The following is a 22860-nucleotide window of genomic DNA, read 5'->3' on the forward strand; positions in this document are numbered from 1 at the left end:
GTGCGGTGCCCGGCCGGTCCATGGAGAAAGATCACCGGTGTGTGGACGCAGCACCCGACCTGGAGGTGAAGGACCGATGTACCAGACCTGGATGCGCTTCTTCACGCCCGGCCCGCAGAACCACCGCCTGGGGCTGGCCTGCCTCGGCGTCGGCCTGCAGCACGGCGCCCTGCCCGCCGTGGGGCCGCGCACGCTGGACCATCACGTGGCCGTCCTCGTCAACGCGGGCAGCGGCTGGTTCGGCGGGCCGGACGGCCGCAGGCTGCCCGTCACCGGCCCCAGCCTGATCTGGCTCACGCCCGGCACCCCGCACCACTACGGCGCCGGTCCGGCCGGCTGGGACGAGAGCTTCGTCGACTTCACCGGCCCCGCCACCACGACCTACACCGAGCTGGGCTACATCGAGCCCGAGCGCCCCCTCGTCCCGCTCTCCGACACCTCGGCGCCGCGCGCCGCCATCGGCCGCATCGTGCGCTCGGCACGCCGCGGGAATCCGTTGCTGGAAGTCGAGGCGGGCGCCGCCGTCCACGAGCTCCTCGTCTCGCTGCGCCGGGCGCGCGCCGACGTGGGGCCGGACGGCCACCCGGTGCTGCAGGCCCTGGCGCGGGACGCGTCGAAGCCCCTGTCCGTCGCCGAGCACGCGGCCCGCCACGGCATGACACCCGCCGAACTGCGCACGGCGGTACGGCGGGGAGCGGGGTGCGGCCCCAAGGACTACCTGCTGGGCATCAGGCTGGACCGTGCCAAGGAGCTGCTGGCCGCCACCGATCTGCCGGTCGCGGCGGTCGCCCGCCGCGTCGGCTACGACGACCCGGCGTACTTCTCGCGGCTGTTCGCCCGCCGGGTCGGCACGGCACCGGTCCGCTTCCGCGCACAGCAGGGGCGCGATGTGCCGGGCGGCTGGAGCGACCGGGTCCCGGATCCGGACGACCCGCCGATGATCCCGCCCCCGTAGGTGCGGCTAGGCTCGCTGACCATGACCACGAGCGATATCGACGAGTCCGTACGAGCGGAACTGAACCGGCTGCGCGAGAGCATCGACAACATCGACGCCGCGGTCGTCCATATGCTCGCCGAGCGTTTCAAGGCCACGCAGCAGGTGGGTCACCTCAAGGCGGCGCACCAACTGCCGCCCGCCGACCCGGCCCGCGAAGCCCGTCAGATCGCCCGGCTGCGGCAGCTCGCGGAGAGCGCCAAGCTGGATCCCGCGTTCGCGGAGAAGCTGCTGAACTTCATCGTGGCGGAGGTCATCCGGCACCACGAACGCATCGCGGAGGAATCCGCGGGTCAGGCCGCGTCCCCCGGGGCCTGACGCGGTGCCCGGGGCGCGTCACCAGGTGGGGGTGTCCTGGGAGGACCGAGGCGGATAGGGGGACCCGGGGCCGGTGGGCCCGCTCCGGAGCGGGGCCGGCGAGGCACCCCGGGGCGGCTGGGTCCGGCCCGCGGTCCGCTGCTGTCCGCGGGCCGGGGTGCCCGGGGCGGACCACTCGCCCTCGCCGAGTACGAGGAGCGGGTCGAACATCACGATGACGCCGGCCAGGAGCAGGAACGTCACGGGCCCGATCAGCAGCGGCAGCATGATCGAGGTCGCGGCGTCACCGGCGAGCGCCTGGGAGTTGTCGATGTCGTGCAGATGCACGACGATGCCGCTCATCCCCGTGTAGTGCATGCCGGTGACGGCGACGCCCATGACCAGGCTGGCACCGAGGCTCGCCAGGAAACCGTGGACCGACACGGCGGCCCAGAGCGCGGCGGTCGCGGCGCCTACGGCGATCACGACGGAGAGCGTGACGGCCACGGTGTCGTACTCGATCCGGCCGTTCAGCCGCATGCCCGCCATGCCGATGTAGTGCATCGCCGCGACACCGAGTCCGGTGATCAGGCCCGCCGACACCAGTGCCGGGCGGGTCGCTCCCCGGTACCCCACGATGAAGACACCCACGCCGACCACCACGACAGCGACCACCAGGCTCAGGACCATCTGCTGGACGTCGTAGGTGACCGGGGCCTCCGCCACGTCGAAGCCCATCATGGAGACGAAGTGCATCGTCCAGATGCCCGAACCGATGGAGGCCGCGCCGAGCGCGAGCCAGCCGGGCTTCCAGGCGCTGGTTTCGCGCAGGGAGCGGATGGTGCAGCGCAACCCCAGGGCGCCGCCCAGGCATGCCATCACGTACGCCACCACGGGGGTCACGACACCGTAGCTGAAACCGTCGATCGTGCCTTGCATGAGCAGGCCGCCCCCTGACGTGTGGAAGGTGTGAAGGAAAAGTGCGTGCTGTGACCTTATGGGCGACCAATTATTTGGCCAAATCTCGACCCTGAAAATTGCGTCAAAGTGGATAAAAGTGATCGCTGAAGGGGGTGTTGGGGGAGATTTTCCGAGATTTCATCCTCAAGATCAAGATAAGGCGAAGGGGGAACGACGGCATCGGGTCACCGCGGACACCCGCAGGAACAGCCCCCGGCCCCACCGGCCCCCCGGCCGTCAGCCCTGCGAGAACCCCACTGCACAGCCCCGGACGGGTACGGCAGCATGGGCGCCATGTCCGTACTGACGCGCAACGAAGCGCAGACCCGCGCCCAGCTCCTCGACGTACACCGGTACACGGTCGACCTCGATCTCACCGCAGGCGAGGAGACCTTCGACTCCCGAACCGTCATCCGATTCACCGCCCGCGCGGCCGGAGACACCTTCGTCGAGATCAAGCCGGAGACCCTGCGCTCGCTCAGCCTCGACGGACAAGCCCTCGACCCCGGCCTCCTCGACGGGAACCGCTACCCCCTCCACCACCTCACCCAAGGCCCCCACGAACTCACCGTCGACGCCTCCCTGCGCTACTCCCGCACCGGCGAGGGCATGCACCGCTTCACCGACCCCGCCGACGGCGAGACATACGTCTACACCCAGCTCTTCATGGACGACGTCCAGCGCGTCTTCGCGGCCTTCGACCAGCCCGACCTCAAATCCGTCTTCGACATCACCGTCACCGCCCCCCACGACTGGACCGTCCTCGGCAACGGCATCGCCACCCGGACCGCCCCGGGCCGCTGGACCATCGCCCCCACCCCGCCGATCTCCACCTACCTCGTCGCCGTAGCCGCCGGCCCCTGGCACTCCGTCACCACCGAGCACGCGGGACTGCCCTTCGGCATCCACTGCCGCCGCTCCCTGGCACCCCACCTCGACACCGACGCCGACGAGATCCTCTCCGTCACCCGCGCCTGCTACGACCGCTACCACGAGAAGTTCGACGAGCCCTACCCCTTCGACTCCTACGACCAGGCGTTCGTCCCCGAATTCAACGCCGGCGCCATGGAGAACCCCGGACTCGTCACCTTCCGCGACGAATTCATCTACCGCTCCTCCGTCACCGATACCGAACGCCAGACCCGCGCCGTCGTCATCGCCCACGAGATGGCCCACATGTGGTTCGGCGACCTCGTCACCCTCACCTGGTGGGACGACATCTGGCTCAACGAGTCCTTCGCCGAATACATGGGCTACCAGACCCTCACCGAAGCCACCCGGTTCACCGACACCTGGGTCGACTTCGGCGTCGCCCGCAAGGGCTGGGGCTACGACGCCGACCAGCGCCCCTCCACCCACCCCGTCGCCCCCGACCCCGACGCCGTCCCCGACACCGCCTCCGCCCTGCTCAACTTCGACGGCATCTCCTACGCCAAGGGAGCCTCCGCCCTACGCCAACTCGTCACCTGGCTCGGCGAGAAGGACTTCCTCGCCGGAATCAACACCCACTTCGCCCGGCACAAATTCGCCAACGCCACCCTCGCCGACTTCATCGACAACCTCGCATCCGCCACCGACCGCGACGTCCACTCCTGGGCCGGGACCTGGCTGCGCACCACCGGCATCGACACCCTCACCGCCCGCACCCAGGACACCGGCCGCACCTGGACCCTCGCCGTCGAACACACCGGCAACCGCCCCCACCGCATCACCGTCGGCACCTACGAACACATGCTCGACACCCAGTCCGGCACCGCCCAACTCGTCCTGCGCGACCGCTTCGAGCTCGACATCCCCCAGGACAACGCCCCCGCCACCCTGCCCGGCCGCCGCCCCGCCCTCGTCGTCCTCAACGACAACGACCTCACCTACGCCAAGATCCGGCTCGACCCCGCATCATGGGAAACCGCCCTGGCCCGCCTCTCCGGCATCCCCGACGCCCTCACCCGCGCCCTCCTGTGGAACACCGCCCGCGACATGGTCCGCGACGGCGAACTCCACCCCATGGCCTACCTCACCGCCGCCCGCACCCACCTCCCGCACGAGACCGACCTCGCCCTCGTCCACGGCGTCCTCGGCTTCGCCGCCACCCACATCACCGACCGCTACCTCACCCCCCACGACCGCCCCACCGCCCTCACCACCCTCACCGCACTCTGCCGCGACCTGCTCCGCCGCACCGAAGGCCTCACCGCCAAGGACTGGGAACAGCGCCCCGACAGCACCACCCCCGCCAACCCCGCACCCGGCCTCCGCCTCACCGCCGTACGCCACTTCATCGACGCCGCGACCCAGCCCGACGCCATCCAGGACTGGCTGAACGACGGCACCGTCCCCGGCGGACCCGAACTCGACCCCGAACTCCGCTGGCGCATCCTCACCCGCCTCGCCGTCCTCGGCGCCACCGACGAGTCGGCCATCGCCGACGAACTCGCCCAGGACCCCAGCGCCACCGGACAGGAAGGCGCCGCCCGCTGCCGCGCCGCCCTCCCCACCCCCGAAGCGAAGGCCGCCGCCTGGCACGCCATGTTCAACGACGACACCCTCTCCAACTACCTCTTCACCGCCACCGCCCAAGGCTTCTGGCAACCCGAACAGAGCGACCTCCTCCACGACTACGTCGCCCGCTACTACCCCGAAGCCACCGCACTCGCCGCACGCCGCGGCCCCGCCATCGCCGAAGCCGCCGGCCGCCACGCCTTCCCCGCCTACGCCATCGACCCCCACAGCCTCCGGCTCGGCACCGACGCCCTCCACGACCAGGCACTCCTCCCCGCCCTGCGACGCAAACTCACCGACCAACTCGACGACCTGCGCCGCGCCCTCGACGTACGCAACGCCCACTGACCCACCCCCACCACCCACGTGCCCGGCCCCTCCGCACCAAAGGGCCGGGCACAGCCATGCGAGCAACGCACACCCCTACCAGGCACACCCGCACCACCCCGCCCCCACCAGGCAGCAGTACCCCTTCCGGGTTCAGATCGTTGGGCTCTTCGGCCGCCACCCCCAAGACACCGGACAAGCCGCCACGCCCACCCGCACACCCGAAGGACCACACCACCCATGCCCACCCCGCCCCTGGCCGGAGGCACCGCAGGCCCCACCCACCTGCGCCCCCTCCTCGACACCGTGCTCACCGCCCTCCACGACGGCGCGGCCCGCCGCAACGGCCCCCTCCCCGCAGGCGGCCCCGACACCCTCACCCACCGCACCCACCACGCCACCGGCCCCCTCATCCCCGAGCACGGCACCGGCGCCCACCACGCCCTGCGCACCCTCGTCACCGCACTCACCGAAGGCGCCGCAGACCCCGCACACCCCCACTGCACCGCCCACCTGCACACCCCACCCCTCGCAGTCGCCGCAGCAGCCGACCTCGCCGCATCAGCCCTCAACCCCTCCATGGACTCCTGGGACCAGGCCCCCGCCGCATCCACCCTGGAAGCCACCCTCACCACCACGCTCGCCGCCGAGATCTACCCCCACACCCCCCGCCCCGACGCCCTCGTCACCACCGGCGGCACCGAAGCCAACCAACTCGCCCTGCTCCTCGCCCGCGAACGCCACGGCCCCGTACAGACCATCTGCGCCGCCAACGCCCACCACAGCATCGCCCGCGCCGCCTGGATCCTCGGCCTCCCCACCCCCCTCGTCATCCCCGCCCCCACCGGCGTCATGGACCTCCCCGCCCTCCACGACGCCCTCACCCGGCACCACGGCCCCCTCCTCGTCACCGCCACCGCGGGCACCACCGACACCGGCCACATCGACCCCCTCGACGCCATCGCCGACCTCACCTCGGCCCACGGCGCCGAACTCCACATCGACGCCGCCTACGGCGGCCCACTCCTCTTCAGCCCCACCCACCGCCACCTGGTCCACGGCCTCCACCGCGCCCACAGCGTCACCCTCGACCTGCACAAACTCGGCTGGCAACCCGCATCCGCCGGCATCCTCGCCGTCCCCCACCAACACGACCTCGACACCCTCCACCACCACGCCCCCTACCTCAACGCCGCCGACGACACCGACGCAGGCCTCCCCGACCTCCTCGGCCGCTCCCTGCGCACCACCCGACGCCCCGACGCCCTCAAGATCGCCGTCACCCTCCAGGCACTCGGCCGCGACGGACTCGCCGACCTCATCGACCGCACCCTCGCCACCGCCCACCACCTCGCCGACCTCATCACCGCAACCCCCCACCTCGACCTCTACGCCCGCCCCACCATCAGCACCGTCCTCTTCCGCCCCACCGACGCCGACGACACCACCGTCGCCACCCTCCGCCGCACCCTCCTCACCCACGGCCACGCCGTACTCGGCCGCGCCCACGCCGACAACCGCCTCTGGCTCAAAGCCACCCTGCTCAACCCCCACACCACCCCCGAAGACCTCCACCGGCTCACCACACTCGTCACCCACACCCTCACCGGCCTCACGGAAGGCAGCACCCCCCGATGACCGACCAGCCCACGGCCACCCCCGACCGGCCGCACGACCTCATCGGCATCGGCATCGGCCCCTTCAACCTCTCCCTGGCCGCCCTCGCCCACGGCATCCCCACCACCCAGGAACACCCCCACCCCCTCACCGCCGCCTTCTACGAGCAGAACCCCGCATTCCACTGGCACCCCGGACTCCTCATCGACGGCGCCACCCTCCAAGTCCCCTTCCTCGCCGACCTCGTCACCCTCGCCGACCCCACCAGCCCCTGGAGCTTCCTCAACCACCTCCGCACCCAGGACCGCCTCTACCCCTTCTACTTCGCCGAGCGCTTCCACATCGAACGCACCGAATACGACGCCTACTGCCGCTGGGTCAGCCGACAACTCCCCGGCCTCCACTTCGGCCACCAGGTCGACGCGATCCGCTGGAACACCGACCGCGCCCTCTTCGAAGTCGACTTCACCCCACTCGACCCCCAAGGAGACGCCGAAGCACCCGGCCGCTCACACACCCGCCACATCGCCCTCGGCGTAGGCACCGAACCCTTCATCCCCGAACCCCTGCGCCCCCTCACCGACGCCGGAACCCTCCCCGTCATCCACTCCGCCGACTACCTCCACCACCGCAAGGAACTCCTGGACGCCGAGCACATCACCGTCATCGGATCCGGCCAGTCCGGCGCCGAGATCTTCCTCGACCTCCTGCGCGCCCGCCCCCACGGAGCCGAAAAGATCCACTGGCTCGCCCGCACCCAGGCCTTCGCCCCCATGGAGTACTCCAAACTCGGCCTCGAGCACTTCACCCCCGACTACACCCGCTACTTCCACGCACTCCCCGAAGCCGTACGCGACACCCTCGTCCCCGCCCAGTGGCAACTCCACAAAGGCATCGACACCGACACCATCACCGCCATCCACCACGAGCTCTACCGGCGCACCCTCCACGGCCACTGGCCCGACGCCACCCTCACCCCCGGCGTCACCGTCCGCACCGCAGGCCGCATCGCAGGCAACCGCATCGAACTCCACCTCGAACACACCCAACAGGCCACCCGCACCCGCCTCAGCACCGACGCCGTCGTCCTCGCCACCGGCTACCACGAACGCCCCCTCGACACCCTCCTCACCGGCATCGCCCCCCACATCCGCCGCGACGCCTCCCACCGCCCCCGCATCGACGAGACATTCCGACTCGACCTCGACCCCGCCGTCACCGGCCACATCTACGTACAGAACGCCGAACGCCACACCCACGGAGTCGGCGCCCCCGACCTCGGCCTCGCCGCCTGGCGCAGCGCCACCATCCTCAACGACCTCACCGGCACCACCCCCTACCCCCTCCCGCGACGCACCGCCTTCACCACCTTCGGCCTCACCCCCCACCCCGCCCCACACATCCCCGGCCAGCACACCGCACGCACCCCCCTCGACCACAGCCGGTGAAACCGGCGGCCCCCCAGGACATCGCCCCGCAGCCGCCCGGACCACGCACGAGAACACACCCGAACGCCCCCAGGCGGTCGCAGCCACCCACAAGGCCCACCACCGCGCCCCGCACCCGACCGACCCCACCGCGCGCCTCGGCCACCTCACCGAAGAACGGGAAGCGGAACAGTCCCGGGAAGCGGAACAAGCCACACACCCCCGCCTCCGACCTCCCCACCCGCCTGGCCCCCGACGGCAACGGTGGGACCACCCGCAACAACCACGGGCGGCCCCACCGGCCGGCAGATCAGACCCCCCCCACACACACACTCAGAACACCGGCACACCCTCACGCGTCAGCCGCCAGTCCACCGAAGCGAACTCCGCCGGATCCACCGAACCCCTCGCCCGGACCCAGCCGATGATCGTGTTCCGGATCTCGTCCGAATTCGCCCACAACTGCCTCGCACCAGGCACATGCGGGAAGTTGCCCCCACCACCCGCCCGGTAGTTGTTCACCGCGAACACGAACTCCGCCGCCGGATCCACCGGCTTCCCCTCGAACGACAGACCCACGATCCGAGAACCCACCGGCCGCGCGATATCGATGTCGTACGACACCCCCGACACCACGTCGTAGTTGTAATCCGGAATACCGTCCGCATTCGTCAGCTTCGACGTGTCCACCGGCCCACCCGAAGCCGTCCCCACGTAGTACCGCGCCGAATACTCCAGATAGTCCTTCAGCTGCGCACCCGTCAACAACCGCGCCTCAAGCGTGTTCTCGAACGGATACAGCCCCGCGGCATCCTTGATCGTCACCTCACCGGCCGGGATCCCCGCCGTACGCGAGAAACACGCCGCCTGCGACAACACCGGCAGCGCCGCGTACGCCCCGCCCGCCAGCGCCTCCCTCACCGTGTCGGCCTGCACCCGGTTGATCAGATCGATGACCGGCTCGTCCTTCCACGGCGCGTCCGCCGTCGACATCGCCGCAACCGACGTACCGATCACCTGGTTCACATACGCCACCACCTTCGTGTGCTCGTCCCCGAGCAACGACGTGATCCGCGGATCCTCCGCCACCGTGTTCGAGTTCAGCACCTCGGCGCCGACCCTCTCCACCGCCCAGCAGCCCTTCTCCCACACCAGATCGAAGTCGAACAACGTCAACCGCTGCCCCCACTTCAACGGCTCCGAAAGAACGACCCGCTTGCCCGTCTCCCTGTTCGTCACGAAGTACTCGGCAATCTCCGAGTGCGCGTGCCCCACCAGAATCGCGTCGATGCCCGGCACCTGCTCCGCCACCAGACCCGCCGCGTTCTCCACGTACGGCAACTGATCCCCGTACGACGACGTACCCGACGAACCCGAATGCGCCGAGACGATCACCACATCCGCACCCATCGAACGAAGCTTCGGCACCCACTTCGCCGCCTGCTCCTCAAGTCCCGGGAACACCATCTTCCCGCCCACATTGGCCTTGTCCCAGATCGCGATACCCGGATTCGTCAGCCCGAGCACCGCCACCCGCACATCACGGCCGTGCGGCGTACGCAAACGCTTGATCACATACGGGGCGAACGCCGGCCGCAACGTCTTCGCGTCCAGCGCGTTCGCACCCAGCAGCGGAAAATCACACTGCTCCTCGAACTTCCGCAGCACCGGAATGCCGTAATTGAACTCGTGATTACCCAGCGCCGCGGCGTCGTACCCGATCCGGTTCATCGCCTGCGCCATCGGATGCACCGGACCACGCCTCGCCGTGATCGGATCGACCTTCGCGTAGTAATACGACAACTGAGTGCCCTGGATCGTGTCACCCGCATCGATCAGCAGCGTGTTCCGGCGCCCCCGCTCCTCGCGGATCTGCTCCACCAGCGTCGAGATCTTCGCCAGGCCCACATCGTTGTGCGCCTTGTCGTCGAACTCCCTGTCCGTGAAGTAGTCCCAGTTGAAGACGTTGCCGTGCAGGTCCGTCGTCCCCATCACGGTGAAGGAGTACCGCTTCGCCGGACGCCCGTGCCCCTTCGCCTCCTCGGCCCCGGCAGGCCCGGCGACGGCCCCGCCCGCCAGCGCCACACCAGCACCGGCGGCAGCCGACCGGCCCAGGAACGTCCTACGGTTCAACGGCATTCTTGACTCCTCGTCCAGACGAACAACGCGCGTAGATTCTGACTCAGCCCTCACACCCGCAACACCCCGCGCAGGTTTCGATCTGATGACCAGAAGCACACGCCACCCGGCGGCGGACACCCCGCAGGGCCGGCGCGGGCACCGGAACCCGCCCCTCCGACGATGCGGAGAATGCTCATCGGAGCGCGCCGCTGCACAATTCAACACTTGTCAATAAGCCTTCACCCAAAGGTTGTTGGGCAGTCATGCAAGCCCAAATACCTACCCGCAGGTAAGGCCTAGGCTCGAACCATGCGCCGAGCAAAAATCGTTTGTACCCTGGGACCCGCAACCGACACATACGACCAGATCAAGGCACTGGTCGAGGCGGGAATGGACATCGCCCGCCTCAATCTCAGCCACGGCACCTACGCCGAACACGAAGAGCGATACCACCGCGTACGCAAAGCATCCGAAGAGACCGGACGCAGCGTAGGAATCCTCGCCGACCTTCAAGGTCCGAAGATCCGCCTCGGCCGCTTCGCCGAAGGCCCCGTACTCCTTGAACGCGGCGACGACTTCACCATCACCGTCGAACCCATGGAAGGCGACCGCCACACCTGCGGCACCACCTACGACGGCCTCGCCGCAGACGTCACCACCGGCGAACGCATCCTGATCGACGACGGCCGCGTCACCCTCGAAGTCACCGGCATCGACGGACCCCGCGTCCACACCACCGTCATCGAAGGCGGCATGGTCTCCGACCACAAGGGACTCAACCTCCCCGGCGTGGCCGTCTCCGTCCCCGCACTCTCCGAGAAGGACATCGACGACCTGCGCTGGGCCCTGCGCACCGGGGCGGACATCATCGCCCTGTCCTTCGTGCGCACCGGACGCGACATCGACGACGTCCACCGCGTCATGGACGAGGAGAACCGCCGCCTCCCCGTCATCGCCAAGGTCGAGAAGCCCCAGGCCGTCGAGAACATCGACGACATCGTCGCCGCCTTCGACGGCATCATGGTCGCCCGCGGCGACCTCGGCGTCGAAATGCCCCTGGAGCAGGTCCCGATCGTCCAGAAGCGCGCCATCAAGCTCGCCCGGCGCAACGCCAAGCCGGTCATTGTCGCCACGCAGATGCTCGACTCCATGATCGACAACTCCCGGCCCACCCGCGCCGAGGCCTCCGACGTCGCCAACGCCGTCATCGACGGCACGGACGCGGTGATGCTGTCCGGCGAGACCAGCGTCGGCTCGTACCCCGTCGAGACGGTCCGCACGATGGCCCGCATCATCGAGGCGGCGGAGGAGGACATCCTCACCCAGGGGCTCCCGCCCCTCACCGACCGGAACAAACCCCGCACCCAGGGCGGTGCGGTCGCCCGCGCGGCAGCCGAGATGGGCGACTTCCTCGGCGCGAAGTTCCTGGTGGCCTTCACCCAGAGCGGCGACACGGTCAAGCGGCTCTCCCGCTACCGCTCCCCGATCCCGCTCCTGGCCTTCACCCCGGACGAGGCCACGCGCGCGCAGCTGAACCTGACGTGGGGCGTGGAGACGTTCCTCGGGCCGCACGTGGACTCGACGGACGCGATGATGGCGCAGGTGGACGAGGAGCTTCTGCGGATCGGCCGCTGCCGGAAGGGGGACGTGGTGGTCATCACGGCGGGCTCACCGCCGGGTGTGGCCGGCTCCACGAACTTGGTCCGAGTGCACCACATCGGCGAGGACGACAGCCCGAAGTAGGTCGACTCAGCTCAGTATTTCGGCCCGACGTGCGCATCCATGAGCGCTACGGATGCCCGTCGGGCAACGGAGATGTTGTACTTCCTGCCTGCGCGCGTGCAGTGTGTCCACTCGATGCCGAGCTTGTCCAGGGTGTCCGTGTAGAGCTGCCGGATGTCGTCCGAGACATTGGTGAACCAGTACCGCGGGTACTCGTAGCGCTTGCGCACGCCGCCGACCATCCGGGTCGTCCAGTTCATGTTCCGGCAGCCGTCGGAGTGGATGAGACCCCGGACGAAGTCCCAGGGGTGGGCGTCGACGATCTCCTGCTGCCAGGGTTCGAGGATGATCGCGCGATCGTGCTTCTTGCCGGGGCCGTGCTGAGGAAAAACGCATGTCCAGTGCTTGGTATGGGACTTGATCTCGACGCAGCCGCTTCTGTGGCGTCGCCCGGTGCGCGGTAGGGGCATCACCCTGCGCATTGCCGACTCCGCCTCGTCGATCAGTCCGGGCCAGGTGTCGCCACAGAAGATCGACAAGTGATGCTGCTTGGGCTTGGAGATGATGTGGCCGTCGCCCAGGTAGAGCCCCAGGAGGTACGCATAGGCAACGCGATCAAAGTCTCGGCCGGTGCAGACCGGGCAGTCCGTGGGCCGCACGTACTGCTCTCCGCGCTGTTTGCGGTCTTCGTGCAACCACCAGCCAATTGTTCCGCGAGGCACGTTGAGTAATTCTGCGGCCGCTCGGTTGGTGATTCCGCTCCGCAGGAGGGCAAGCGCTTCGTCGCGTATCGACGGATTGTGCTGTTCCATGCCGCGAAGTCTCGTGTGATCTTCGCAGGCCTGCGCCAGGTTCGAAGGGGCGTTCACCGGCAAGGGTGAAGATCGCCAATAGGGAATAAACCTTGGAAGTGAAGGAGAAGTGCCCCGAGTCGGATTCGAACCGACGCTGTATGGGTTTTGAATCCATGGCCTCTACCGCTGGGCTACCGGGGCCCCTTCGAAACGAAGGATACGGGAGACCCTCCGTGCCTCAAACATACCGTAACTAGGTACGCTCTTGGGAGCAGCACCCCTGTCTTGACCAAGGAGCCCCGTGACCACCCCCGAGTCGCCCCAGCCCGTAGACGCCGCCGACGCCGACAAGTCGCACGTCCCGCCGCTGACGACCCGCGTCGTCATCGCCGAGGACGAGGCACTCATCCGCCTCGACCTCAAAGAGATGCTGGAGGAGGAGGGCTACGCGGTCGTCGGTGAGGCCGGGGACGGGCAGCAGGCCGTCGAGCTGGCGCGGGAGCACCGGCCGGACCTGGTCATCCTCGATGTGAAGATGCCGGTCCTCGACGGCATCTCCGCCGCCGAGAAGATCGCGGAGGAGTCCATCGCCCCCGTGCTGATGCTCACTGCGTTCTCGCAGCGCGACCTCGTCGAGCGGGCCCGGGACGCGGGGGCGATGGCGTACCTGGTGAAGCCGTTCAGCAAGAGCGACGTGGTGCCGGCCATCGAGATGGCCGTGTCCCGGTTCGCGGAGCTGAAGGCGCTGGAGAACGAGATCGCCGATCTCTCGCAGCGGCTGGAGACCCGGAAGCTGGTGGACCGGGCGAAGAGCATTCTGCAGACGGACTACGGGCTCTCCGAGCCCGCGGCGTTCCGTTGGATCCAGAAGACGTCGATGGACCGCCGGCTGTCGATGCAGCAGCTCGCCGAGGCGCTGATCGAGGACGCCGAGGAGAAGAAGAGGGCGGCCGAGTAGCTCCGTGCGGACGCACGGAGGAGGCCCGCTCCCGGAACGACCGGGGGCGGGCCTCCTTCGTGTGTGCGGGAGGGGTCAGTCCTCGCCGAGGTAGGCCTTGCGGACCGACTCGTCGTGGAGGAGATCCGCGCCGGTGCCGGAGAGGACGACCTTGCCGACCTCCATGACGTGGCCCTGGTCCGCGAGGGAGAGGGCCGCCTGCGCGTTCTGCTCGACGAGCAGGATCGTGGTGCCCGACGCCTTGAGCTCGACGATGGTCTCCATGATCTTCTGCATCATGATCGGCGAGAGGCCCATGGAGGGCTCGTCGAGCATGAGCAGCTTGGGCTGGGACATGAGTGCGCGGCCCATGGCGAGCATCTGCTGTTCGCCGCCGGAGAGGGTTCCGGCGGCCTGCTTCCGGCGTTCCCCGAGGATGGGGAAGAGGTCGTAGGCGCGCTGGATGTCCTTCTCGATGCCTGCCTTGTCGGTGCGGAGGAAGGCGCCGAGCTGGAGGTTCTCCGCGATGGTGAGGCGGGGGAAGATGTGGCGGCCTTCGGGGGAGTGGGCGAGGCCCAGTGCCACGATCTTGTGGGCGGGGATGCCGGTGAGGGGCTTCCCGTCGAAGAGGATCCGGCCGCCGGAGGGCTTGAGGAGGCCGGAGAGGGTGCGCAGGGTGGTGGTCTTGCCCGCACCGTTGGTGCCGATGAGGGTGACGACCTGGCCGGCTTCGACGCTGAAGGAGATTCCCTTGACGGCTTCGATCTTGCCGTAGGCGACCCTGAGGTCCTCGACCTCGAGCAGTGCGGTCACTGGCCTTCCCCTTCTGTGCTGGTGGTGCGCTCCGCCTTGTCGGCCTCGGCGGGGGTTTCGGCCTTCTCGGGGGTGTCCCCTTCGAAGGGCGTGCCGAGGTAGGCGGCGACGACGCGTTCGTCGCCCTGGACGACGGCGGGTGTGCCTTCGACGAGCTTCTCGCCCTGGACGAGGCAGGCGACGCGGTCGCAGAGGTTGAAGATGAAGCGCATGTCGTGCTCGATGACGAGTACGGCGATGCCCATGTCCCGGATGGCGAAGATGAGTTCTTCGGTGACGCGGGTTTCCTGCGGGTTCATGCCGGCGGTGGGCTCGTCCAGGAGGAGGAGGCCGGGGTCGCTGGCGAGGGCGCGCGCGATCTCCAGCTTGCGCTGGTCTCCGTAGGGGAGGTTGCGTGCGAGGTGGTCGGCCTTGTCCTGCAGGCCGATGAACTCGAGGAGTTCCATGGAGCGTGCGTGGGAGGCCGCTTCGGCCTTCTTGAACCCGGGGCCGCGCAGGAGGGCGGACCAGAGGCCTTCCTTGGTCCTGGTGTGGCGTCCGACGAGGACGTTCTCCAGGACGGTCATGTTGGCGAAGAGCCGGATGTTCTGGAAGGTGCGGGCGATTCCTGCCTGGGTGACGAGGTGGGGTTTGGGCGGCAGGACGGTGCCCTTGTAGCGGACCTTGCCCTCGGTGGGGACGTAGAGGCCGGTGAGGCAGTTGAAGAAGGTGGTCTTGCCGGCGCCGTTGGGGCCGATGAGGCCGACGATCTCGCCTGCGTTGACCTTGAGGTCGACGTCGCGTACGGCGGTGAGTCCGCCGAAGCGCATGGTGACGCCGCTCGCGTCCAGGACGGGCGTGGTGGTTTCGGTGGTGGTCGTCATGTCGTTCACGCCCCCGCCTTCACGGTGCCGACGCCGGATTCGGGCAGTGTGCCTTCGGGCGTGTCGAGTTGGCCGGTCTCGTGGTATTCGAGCTGGGCCCGCCGGTTGGCGATGAGGCCTTCGGGGCGGAAGCGCATCAGCAGGATGAGTGCGAGGCCGAAGCCGAGGAGCTGGTAGTCCTGGAGGAACTGCAGCTTCGCGGGGATCATGTACAGGAGGGTGGCGCCGATCAGGGGTCCGCTGATCGTTCCCATGCCGCCGAGGATGACGGCGGCGAGGAGGAAGGCGGAGTTGGGCGGCACGGGGCCGGCGAAGACGTACATCTCCGGGACGACGGTGCTCTGTACGTGGGCCTGGACGGTGCCGGCGAGGCCGGCGAGGGTGGCGCCGAGGGCGAAGGCGATGAGCTTGACGCGGAAGCCGTTGATGCCCATGGCGGTGGCGGCGGTCTCGTCCTCGCGGATGGCGACCCAGGCGCGGCCGATGCGGGAGCTGCCCGCGCGGCTGAAGACGAGGACCACGAGGATCATCGCGAGCAGCATGAGCAGGTAGTAGTTGGCGTATCCGCCGAGTTCGATGCCCAGGATCGTGTGGGACTCACCGAAGTCGTATCCGAAGAAGACGAGGTCGGGGATGTTGGGTACGCCGTTGGGGCCGTTGGTGATCTGGGGGCCGGAGACGCCGTCGAGGTTGCCGACGGTGATGCGGAAGATCTCGCCGAAGCCGAGGGTGACGATGGCGAGGTAGTCGCCGCGGAGGCGCAGTGTGGGCGCTCCGATGACGACGCCGAAGATCAGGGAGACGGCTGCGCCGGTGAGGACCGCTGCCCAGAAGGGGAAGTGGACGTCGAAGGCGGATGCGGTGGTGCCGGAGACGAGCGCGGCGGTGTAGGCGCCGACGCCGAGGAAGGCGACGTATCCGAGGTCGAGGAGTCCGGCGAGGCCGACGACGATGTTCAGCCCGAGTGCGACGGTCGCGAAGATGAGGATGTTGACCGCGATGAGGGTGTACTGGTCGGTGCTCTGGGTGAAGGGGAATGCGGCTGCGGCGATGAACGCGGCGGCGACGGCGATGGAGCGGTACTTGGTGGTGAGTACCGAGAGCCGGGCCATGAGGCCGGACTTGAACAGGGCGCCGACGGCGAAGCCGGCGGTGATCAGGTAGCCGGTGAAGAGTTCGGCGTATTCGGTGTCGATGCCGTAGGTGACGACGAAGAGGCCGGTGCCGAAGGCGGCGACGATGATGAGGATCTCGGCCCAGGAGGGGAGTTCCTTGGGGCGTGAGGCCTTGTGGGTGTCGTCGGGCAGGAGGAAGGCGGTGAGCGGGATGGCGGAGGCCACTGCCGCGACGAAGCCGCCGGGCTCCAGGTTGACGACGCCGCCGAGTTCGACGGCGATGGCGATGACGGTGAACCAGGTGGTTCCGAAGGCGCCGAGGGCCAGGAACTGGAGTGCTTTGGTGGTGCCGGTGGGTGCGAGCCAGCGGAGGCCGCGGATGTCGAGGGCGGCGAGTGCGTACAGGAGTACGAGGATGCCCGCGACGAGGGTGAGGACCTGGAGGCCGCCGGGGTAGCCGTAGACGGTGAGGTCGCCGGGGAACTCGTCGGTGTAGGTCCAGGACAGGAACGTGGCGGCGATGGTCGCGATGCCGCCGAGGGCGGTGAGGCGGCGCAGGCCGGTGGTCCGGGAGTCGGTGGTGGCCGGGGTGGCGGCGGCGGTTTTGGTGGTGTCGGTTGTCATGGCTCTCACGCCCGATCCGCGACGCGCTCACCGAGCAGGCCTTGTGGCCTGACGAGGAGGACGACGATGAGAAGTACGAATGCCCAGACGTTGGCCCAGGCGCCGCCGCCGAGCTGCTGCATGCCGGGGATTTCCTCGATGTAGGCGATGGAGAGGGCTTCGGCGAGGCCGAGGACGACTCCGCCGACCATGGCTCCGTAGATGTTGCCGATGCCGCCGAGGACTGCGGCGGTGAAGGCCTTGAGTCCGAGGAGGAAGCCCATCTCGAAGTTGATCTGGCCCTTGTCGAGTCCGTAGGCGACGGCTGCGATGGCGGCGAACGCGGCTCCGATGGCGAAGGCCATCACGATGATGCGGTCGGTGTTGATGCCCATGAGCTTGGCCGTGTCGGGGTCCTGTGCGGTGGCCTGCATGGCGCGGCCGCTGCGGCTCTTGGCGACGAACATGCCGAGGGCGAGCATGCAGAGGGGTGCGAGGACGAGGATGAAGGCGTCGGCGCGCTGGAGGTAGAGGTTGTCGAAGATCTTGAACGACTCGCCCTGGAACTCGGGGAAGCTGCGCGGCTTCTTCGCGTCGGGGTAGAAGCCCCAGACAAGCTGCTGGAGGACGATCGAGAGGCCGATCGCGGTGATGAGGGGGGCCAGGCGGGGCGCGCCGCGCAGGGGGCGGTAGGCGAAGCGTTCCGCGGCCGTGGCTACGGCGACGGAGGCGATTGCGCCACCGACGATCATGAGGGGTATGACCACCATGAGCGAGGTTCCGCTGGGGAGCGCGAGGTAGGTGGTGAGGGCGCCGAAGCCCCCGATCATGAAGATCTCGCCGTGGGCGAAATTGATGAGCTGGACGATGCCGTACACCATGGTGTACCCGATGGCTATGAGGCCATAGAGCGCGCCGAGTGCGAGACCGTTGGCCAGCTGTTGCGGCAGTTCGTTCACCGCAGTGCCTCCGATGAGCTTGTCGGATATGACACCGCGCGAGGGCGCTGTTTGCGCCCTCGCGCGGTCAGGAGCGTGTGTTGTGGTCGTGCTGGGTGATCAGTCCTCGAACGTGGCGCTCTTGACGTCCTTCCAAGCGCCCTTCTGGACCTCGTAGACGGTGAGCTGCTTGTTGGTGGTGTCACCGAATTCGTCGAAGGAGACCTTGCCGGTCACGCCGTCGAAGGAGACCTTGGACATGGCTTCGGTGACCTTGGCGCGGGCGTCCTCGGGGAGCTTTCCGTCGTTCTCGGCGACGACGGCCTTGACGGCCTGGATGATGGCCCATCCGGCGTCGTAGGAGTAGCCGCCGTAGGCCGCGAAGGGGTCCTTGTAGCCGCCGGCGTTGTAGTCCGCGATGAACTGCTTGGCGGTCGGGAGGGCCTCGACGGGGTAGCCGACGGAGGTGGCGAAGTCGCCGTCGTTGGCCTCACCGGAGGCGCTGATGAAGGCGGGGTCGTAGATGCCGTCGCCGCCCATGGTGGGGATCTTGGCGCCGGTCTTCTTGATCTGGTCGGAGAGGAGGCCGCCCTCGGGGTACTGGCCGCCGTAGTAGACGGAGTCGGCGCCGGAGCTCTTGACCTTGTCGGCGGTGCTGGAGAAGTCGGTCTCCTTGACGGTGACGTGGTCGGTGCCGACGACCTTGCCGCCGAGGCGCTCGAATTCGGCGGAGAAGATCGCGGCGAGGCCGGCGCCGTAGGTCTGCTTGTCGTCGACGACGTAGACCTTCTTCTTCTTGGCGTCGTTGAAGAGGTACTGGGCGGCGAACTTGCCCTGGACGACGTCGGTGGCGCAGGTGCGGAAGTAGGTCTTGAAGACGCGCTTGGAGTCGCCCTTGCCCCAGTTGTCGCCCTGGCTGAGGGCGGGGTTGGTGTTGGCGGGGGAGACCTGGGCGAGGTCGGCCTTCTCGAAGACGCCCTGCATGGACTGGGCGACGCCGGAGTTCAGCGGGCCGACGGCTCCGAGGACGTCCTTGTTGCCGACGAGTTTGGTGGCGTTGGCCTGGCCGGAGGCGGGGACGGCCTGGTCGTCGAGGGCTTCGATCTTGAATTCGATGCCGGGGACTTCGTTGTTCTTGTTCGCGGTCTTGGCCGCGAGGTCCACGGAGTTCTTGATGCCCTGGCCGAGTGCGGAGAGGGATCCGGTCAGCGGGGCGTCGACACCGATGACGACGGTGGTCTTGCCGCCGCTGTCGCCGTTGCCCTTGCTGTTGTCGTCGCGCGACCCGCAGGCGGTGAGAGTGAGTGCACCGGTGGTGAGCACGGTGGTGAGGATGATCAAAGAACGGTGTCGCACGAAAGGTCCTTTCCCTGGCGCGGCCTCCTCTGCATGAGGTGCCGTGACTACGCCGGGCTGTACTGGTCGATACAGAGCCGTGCAGTAGACACGCCCGGCGGCGCGGTGACTGGCCGTGACTCTATGGGCAGGTGAGGGGGTGCGGGACGGGTCAGCTGATGATGTGACTGTCTTGTTATGCCATGGGGAAGACTTGATGGCCGCAGAGTGCCGCATGTGCGGCATTTCTGCGGGTGGCGAAGTGACCGCATCGTGAGAACGTGCAGCTCTGCTAAGGGGCTTGAGCCGATCTTGGTGCTGTCGCACGAACCGGGGCGCAAGGGGCGCCGCGAGGTCGCGCCGGTGGGTCGGCGGTGGGCGCGGAGGGCGATTTCCGTGTATTGCACACTTGTTACGCAGTGTTACATCTGGGAGATGTGTTCGATTCGCCGCGGCGGCCGGAGTGGCTGCTGACGTGCCTCGTGGAACATGTGCACCGGTCGGGGGTGCTGACCGTGCGTGTCCGGAAACATGGAGGAAATGCTTCGGATATGGGTCCGCCCGGTCCGGAATGCGGTGCGCGTTCCGGACCGGGCGGTGGGTCCCGGGGTGGGGCGGTCAGCCGGCCGCGGGCTGTTCCATGGTGCGCAGGAGGCAGGTGAGACGGGCGGTGCAGACCCGCTTGTCCTGTTCGTCGGTGATGACGATCTCGTACGTGGCGGTGGAGCGTCCGCGGTGGACGGGGGTGGCGACGCCCGTGACGAGGCCGCTGCGGGCGCCGCGGTGATGCGTGCAGTTCAGGTCGACGCCGACGGCGATCTTGGTGGCGCCGCCGTGGAGCATGCTGCCGATCGAGCCGAGGGTCTCGGCGAGGACGGCCGAGGCGCCGCCGTGGAGCAGGCCGTAGGGCTGGGTGTTGCCCTCGACGGGCATGGTGCCCACGACGCGCTCGGCGGACGCCTCGACGATCTGTACGCCCATGCGCTCGCCGAGATGCCCGGCGGAGAAGAGTGCGGGGAGGTCGACGCCGAGTACGGCGTACTCGTCGATGATCTCCTGGGGGAACGTGGGTGCGGTGTGCTCGCCCATGGGGTCCGGCTCCGATCGTCTGCGGTCGTTCGTTGCTGTGTGCCCTGTTCTTATCAGACGACTGAGCGAACGCTTAGGGGCTGATGCCCTCGGCCGGCCTCACCGGCCGGCGCCCTCGGCCCGCTCGAACCGGACGACGACCGACTTGCTGGCCGGGGTGTTGCTGGTGTCCGCGGTGGCGTCGAGCGGGACGAGCACGTTGGTCTCGGGGTAGTACGCGGCGGCGCAGCCCCGCGCGGTCGGGTAGTGCACGACGCGGAAGCCCGGTGCCCGGCGCTCGACGCCGTCCTTCCACTCGCTGACGAGGTCGGTGTACGAGCCGTCGGGGAGTCCGAGCGTGCGGGCGTCCTCGGGGTTGACCATGACGATGCGGCGGCCGCCCTTGATGCCGCGGTAGCGGTCGTCGAGGCCGTAGATCGTGGTGTTGTACTGGTCGTGGGAGCGCAGGGTCTGCAGCAGCAGTCTGCCTTCGGGGAGTTCGGGGTACTCGACCGGTGCGGCGGTGAAGTTGGCCCGGCCCGTGGCGGTGGGGAAGCGCCGTTCGTCGCGCGGGGCGTGGGGCAGGGAGAAGCCGCCGGGCTGTGCGACGCGGGCGTTGAAGTCCTCGAAGCCGGGCACGACGCGGGAGATGCGGTCGCGGATCGTCCCGTAGTCCTTCTCGAACTCCTCCCAGGGTGTGGTGGAGCGGGGGCCGAGGACGGCGCGGGCCAGGCGGGCGACGATGGCCGGCTCGGAGAGCAGGTGGGGGCCGGCGGGGGTGAGGTTGCCCCGTGAGGCGTGGACCAGGCCCATGGAGTCCTCGACGGTGACGAACTGTTTCGTTCCCGCCTGGACGTCCTTGTCGGTGCGTCCGAGCGTGGGCAGGATCAGGGCGCGGGTGCCGGTCACGGCGTGGGAGCGGTTGAGTTTGGTCGACACGTGGACGGTGAGCCGGGCGCGGCGCATCGCGGCTTCCGTGACGGCGGTGTCGGGTGTCGCGGCGACGAAGTTGCCGCCCATCGCGAAGAAGACCTTGGCGTCGCCGTCGCGCAGCGCCTGGATGGACCGGACGACGTCGTAGCCGTGGTGGCGCGGCGAGGTGATCTTGAACTCCTTGTCCAGGGCGTCGAGGAAGGCGGCCGAGGGGCGTTCGAAGATGCCCATGGTGCGGTCGCCCTGGACGTTGGAGTGACCGCGCACGGGGCAGACCCCGGCGCCCGGCCTGCCGATGTTGCCGCGCAGCAGAAGGAAGTTGACCACTTCGCGGATGGTCGGCACGGAGTGCTTGTGCTGGGTGAGGCCCATGGCCCAGCAGACGATGGTGCGCTCGGAGGCGAGGATCATGGCGAGGGCCTGTTCGATGGCCTCGCGCTCCAGACCGGTGGCGGTGAGGGTCTGCGTCCAGTCGGCGGCGCGGGCGGCGTCGGCGAACTCCTCGTATCCGTGGGTGTGTTCGGTGACGAAGGTGGTGTCGACGGCTCCTTCGGTCTCCAGGATCATCTTGTTCAGGAGGCGGAAGAGGGCCTGGTCGCCGCCGATGCGGATCTGCAGGAAGAGGTCGTTGAGGGCCGTGCCCCTGATCATGCCTCGGGCGGTCTGCGGGTTCTTGAACCGCTCCATGCCGGCCTCGGGCAGCGGGTTCACCGAGATGATCCGGGCTCCGGCGGACTTGGCCCGCTCCAGGGCGGAGAGCATCCGGGGGTGGTTGGTGCCCGGGTTCTGTCCGGCGACGATGATCAGGTCGGCCTGGTGGAGGTCCTCCAGGCTGACGCTCCCCTTTCCGACGCCGATCGTCTCGGTGAGCGCCGACCCCGACGACTCGTGGCACATGTTGGAGCAGTCGGGGAGGTTGTTGGTGCCGAACTCCCGGGCGAAGAGCTGGAGCAGGAACGCCGCCTCGTTGCTGGTGCGGCCCGAGGTGTAGAACAGCGCCTCGTCGGGGGAGGCGAGCGCCGTGAGCTCCTCGGTGAGGATCTCGAAGGCGCGCTCCCAGGTCACGGCCTCGTACCGGTCGGCACCCGCGGGCAGGTACATGGGCTGCGTGATGCGGCCCTGCTGGCCGAGCCAGTAGCCGCTGCGGGTGGCCAGGTCGGCGACGGGGTGCGCGGCGAAGAAGTCGGGGGTGACGCGGCGCAGGGTCGCCTCTTCGGCGACGGCCTTGGCGCCGTTCTCGCAGAATTCGGCGGTGTGCCGCTTGTCGCCCTCGGGCCAGGCGCAGCCGGGGCAGTCGAAGCCGTCCTTCTGGTTGACCTTGAGGAGGGTCTGCGCGGTGCGCCGTACTCCCATCTGCTGCTGGGCGACGAGCAGGCTGTGGGCGACGGCGGGCAGTCCCGCGGCGGCGTGCTGGACCGCTTCGACCTGCGGGGCGTCCTGGACCGGGTCACCGGTCGGGGGCTTTGTGGCCATGGTTGCTCCCCTTCGAGCGCTTCT

General features: G+C 68.7%; 17 protein-coding genes and 1 tRNA gene. 7 read left to right on the forward strand and 11 right to left on the reverse strand.

Annotated features, from left to right (window positions below):
- Nucleotides 1-76: 76 nt before the first annotated feature.
- Entirely contained in the window at nt 77-955 is an 879-nt protein-coding gene (locus AB0F38_RS04640) for an AraC family transcriptional regulator (protein ID WP_361886493.1), read from the forward strand.
- A 21-nt stretch (nt 956-976) separates the two neighbouring features.
- Entirely contained in the window at nt 977-1312 is a 336-nt protein-coding gene (locus tag AB0F38_RS04645) for a chorismate mutase (RefSeq protein WP_361886496.1), read from the forward strand.
- A gap of 18 nt (nt 1313-1330) precedes the next feature.
- Here the strand turns inward: AB0F38_RS04645 and AB0F38_RS04650 are convergent, their stop codons facing one another.
- Nucleotides 1331-2230, reverse strand: a complete 900-nt coding sequence (locus tag AB0F38_RS04650; RefSeq protein WP_361886498.1) for an MHYT domain-containing protein — start codon at nt 2228-2230, stop codon at nt 1331-1333.
- 315 nt (nt 2231-2545) lie between these two features.
- On the opposite strand from AB0F38_RS04650, the gene pepN reads away from it, so the two are divergent.
- From pepN to AB0F38_RS04665, 3 genes are all read left to right on the forward strand, one after another.
- Nucleotides 2546-5098, forward strand: coding sequence for an aminopeptidase N (gene pepN, locus AB0F38_RS04655; RefSeq protein WP_361886501.1), 2553 nt, complete (start codon nt 2546-2548; stop codon nt 5096-5098).
- A gap of 219 nt (nt 5099-5317) precedes the next feature.
- Complete coding sequence (locus tag AB0F38_RS04660) at nt 5318-6715, forward strand: aminotransferase class V-fold PLP-dependent enzyme (RefSeq protein WP_361886504.1); 1398 nt, start codon at nt 5318-5320, stop codon at nt 6713-6715.
- Nucleotides 6712-8142 (forward strand): SidA/IucD/PvdA family monooxygenase, encoded by a 1431-nt coding sequence (locus AB0F38_RS04665; RefSeq protein ID WP_361886507.1) that lies wholly within the window; start codon nt 6712-6714, stop codon nt 8140-8142. Before AB0F38_RS04660 ends, AB0F38_RS04665 begins: the two co-directional genes overlap by 4 nt.
- A 312-nt stretch (nt 8143-8454) precedes the next feature.
- Here AB0F38_RS04665 and AB0F38_RS04670 read toward each other — a convergent pair whose 3' ends face one another.
- Nucleotides 8455-10260: a 5'-nucleotidase C-terminal domain-containing protein gene (locus tag AB0F38_RS04670; protein WP_361886510.1), complete on the reverse strand. Its 1806-nt coding sequence runs from the start codon at nt 10258-10260 to the stop codon at nt 8455-8457.
- Between the two features lie 291 nt (nt 10261-10551).
- On the opposite strand from AB0F38_RS04670, the gene pyk reads away from it, so the two are divergent.
- The gene (gene pyk, locus AB0F38_RS04675) at nt 10552-11985 is read left to right on the forward strand and encodes a pyruvate kinase (protein ID WP_361886513.1); all 1434 of its coding nucleotides are present in this window, start codon (nt 10552-10554) and stop codon (nt 11983-11985) included.
- A gap of 11 nt (nt 11986-11996) precedes the next feature.
- Here pyk and AB0F38_RS04680 read toward each other — a convergent pair whose 3' ends face one another.
- Complete coding sequence (locus AB0F38_RS04680; protein ID WP_361886516.1) at nt 11997-12776, reverse strand: helix-turn-helix domain-containing protein; 780 nt, start codon at nt 12774-12776, stop codon at nt 11997-11999.
- A 110-nt stretch (nt 12777-12886) separates the two neighbouring features.
- A tRNA-Leu gene (locus AB0F38_RS04685) sits at nt 12887-12959 on the reverse strand.
- Between the two features lie 100 nt (nt 12960-13059).
- Between AB0F38_RS04685 and AB0F38_RS04690 the strand changes: the two genes are divergently transcribed.
- Nucleotides 13060-13716, forward strand: coding sequence for a response regulator (locus AB0F38_RS04690; RefSeq protein ID WP_361886518.1), 657 nt, complete (start codon nt 13060-13062; stop codon nt 13714-13716).
- A 75-nt stretch (nt 13717-13791) separates the two neighbouring features.
- Here AB0F38_RS04690 and AB0F38_RS04695 read toward each other — a convergent pair whose 3' ends face one another.
- From AB0F38_RS04695 to AB0F38_RS04725, 7 genes are all read right to left on the reverse strand, one after another.
- Complete coding sequence (locus AB0F38_RS04695) at nt 13792-14508, reverse strand: ABC transporter ATP-binding protein (RefSeq protein WP_361886521.1); 717 nt, start codon at nt 14506-14508, stop codon at nt 13792-13794.
- Nucleotides 14505-15371 (reverse strand): ABC transporter ATP-binding protein, encoded by an 867-nt coding sequence (locus AB0F38_RS04700; protein WP_361886789.1) that lies wholly within the window; start codon nt 15369-15371, stop codon nt 14505-14507. The genes AB0F38_RS04695 and AB0F38_RS04700 overlap by 4 nt, the downstream gene beginning before the upstream one ends.
- A gap of 5 nt (nt 15372-15376) precedes the next feature.
- Complete coding sequence (locus tag AB0F38_RS04705) at nt 15377-17110, reverse strand: branched-chain amino acid ABC transporter permease (protein ID WP_361886791.1); 1734 nt, start codon at nt 17108-17110, stop codon at nt 15377-15379.
- Nucleotides 17111-17115: 5 nt separating this feature from the next.
- On the reverse strand, nt 17116-18048 hold the full coding sequence (locus AB0F38_RS04710) for a branched-chain amino acid ABC transporter permease (protein WP_356419996.1): 933 nt from the start codon (nt 18046-18048) through the stop codon (nt 17116-17118).
- Between the two features lie 99 nt (nt 18049-18147).
- Entirely contained in the window at nt 18148-19383 is a 1236-nt protein-coding gene (locus tag AB0F38_RS04715) for a branched-chain amino acid ABC transporter substrate-binding protein (protein WP_361886524.1), read from the reverse strand.
- 597 nt (nt 19384-19980) lie between these two features.
- Nucleotides 19981-20451: a hotdog fold thioesterase gene (locus tag AB0F38_RS04720; protein WP_361886527.1), complete on the reverse strand. Its 471-nt coding sequence runs from the start codon at nt 20449-20451 to the stop codon at nt 19981-19983.
- 99 nt (nt 20452-20550) lie between these two features.
- Nucleotides 20551-22836, reverse strand: coding sequence for an FdhF/YdeP family oxidoreductase (locus AB0F38_RS04725; protein WP_361886530.1), 2286 nt, complete (start codon nt 22834-22836; stop codon nt 20551-20553).
- Nucleotides 22837-22860: the final 24 nt, after the last annotated feature.

The organism is Streptomyces sp. NPDC025273 (genome assembly GCF_040638585.1).
GTDB lineage: Bacteria > Actinomycetota > Actinomycetes > Streptomycetales > Streptomycetaceae > Streptomyces > Streptomyces cinereorectus.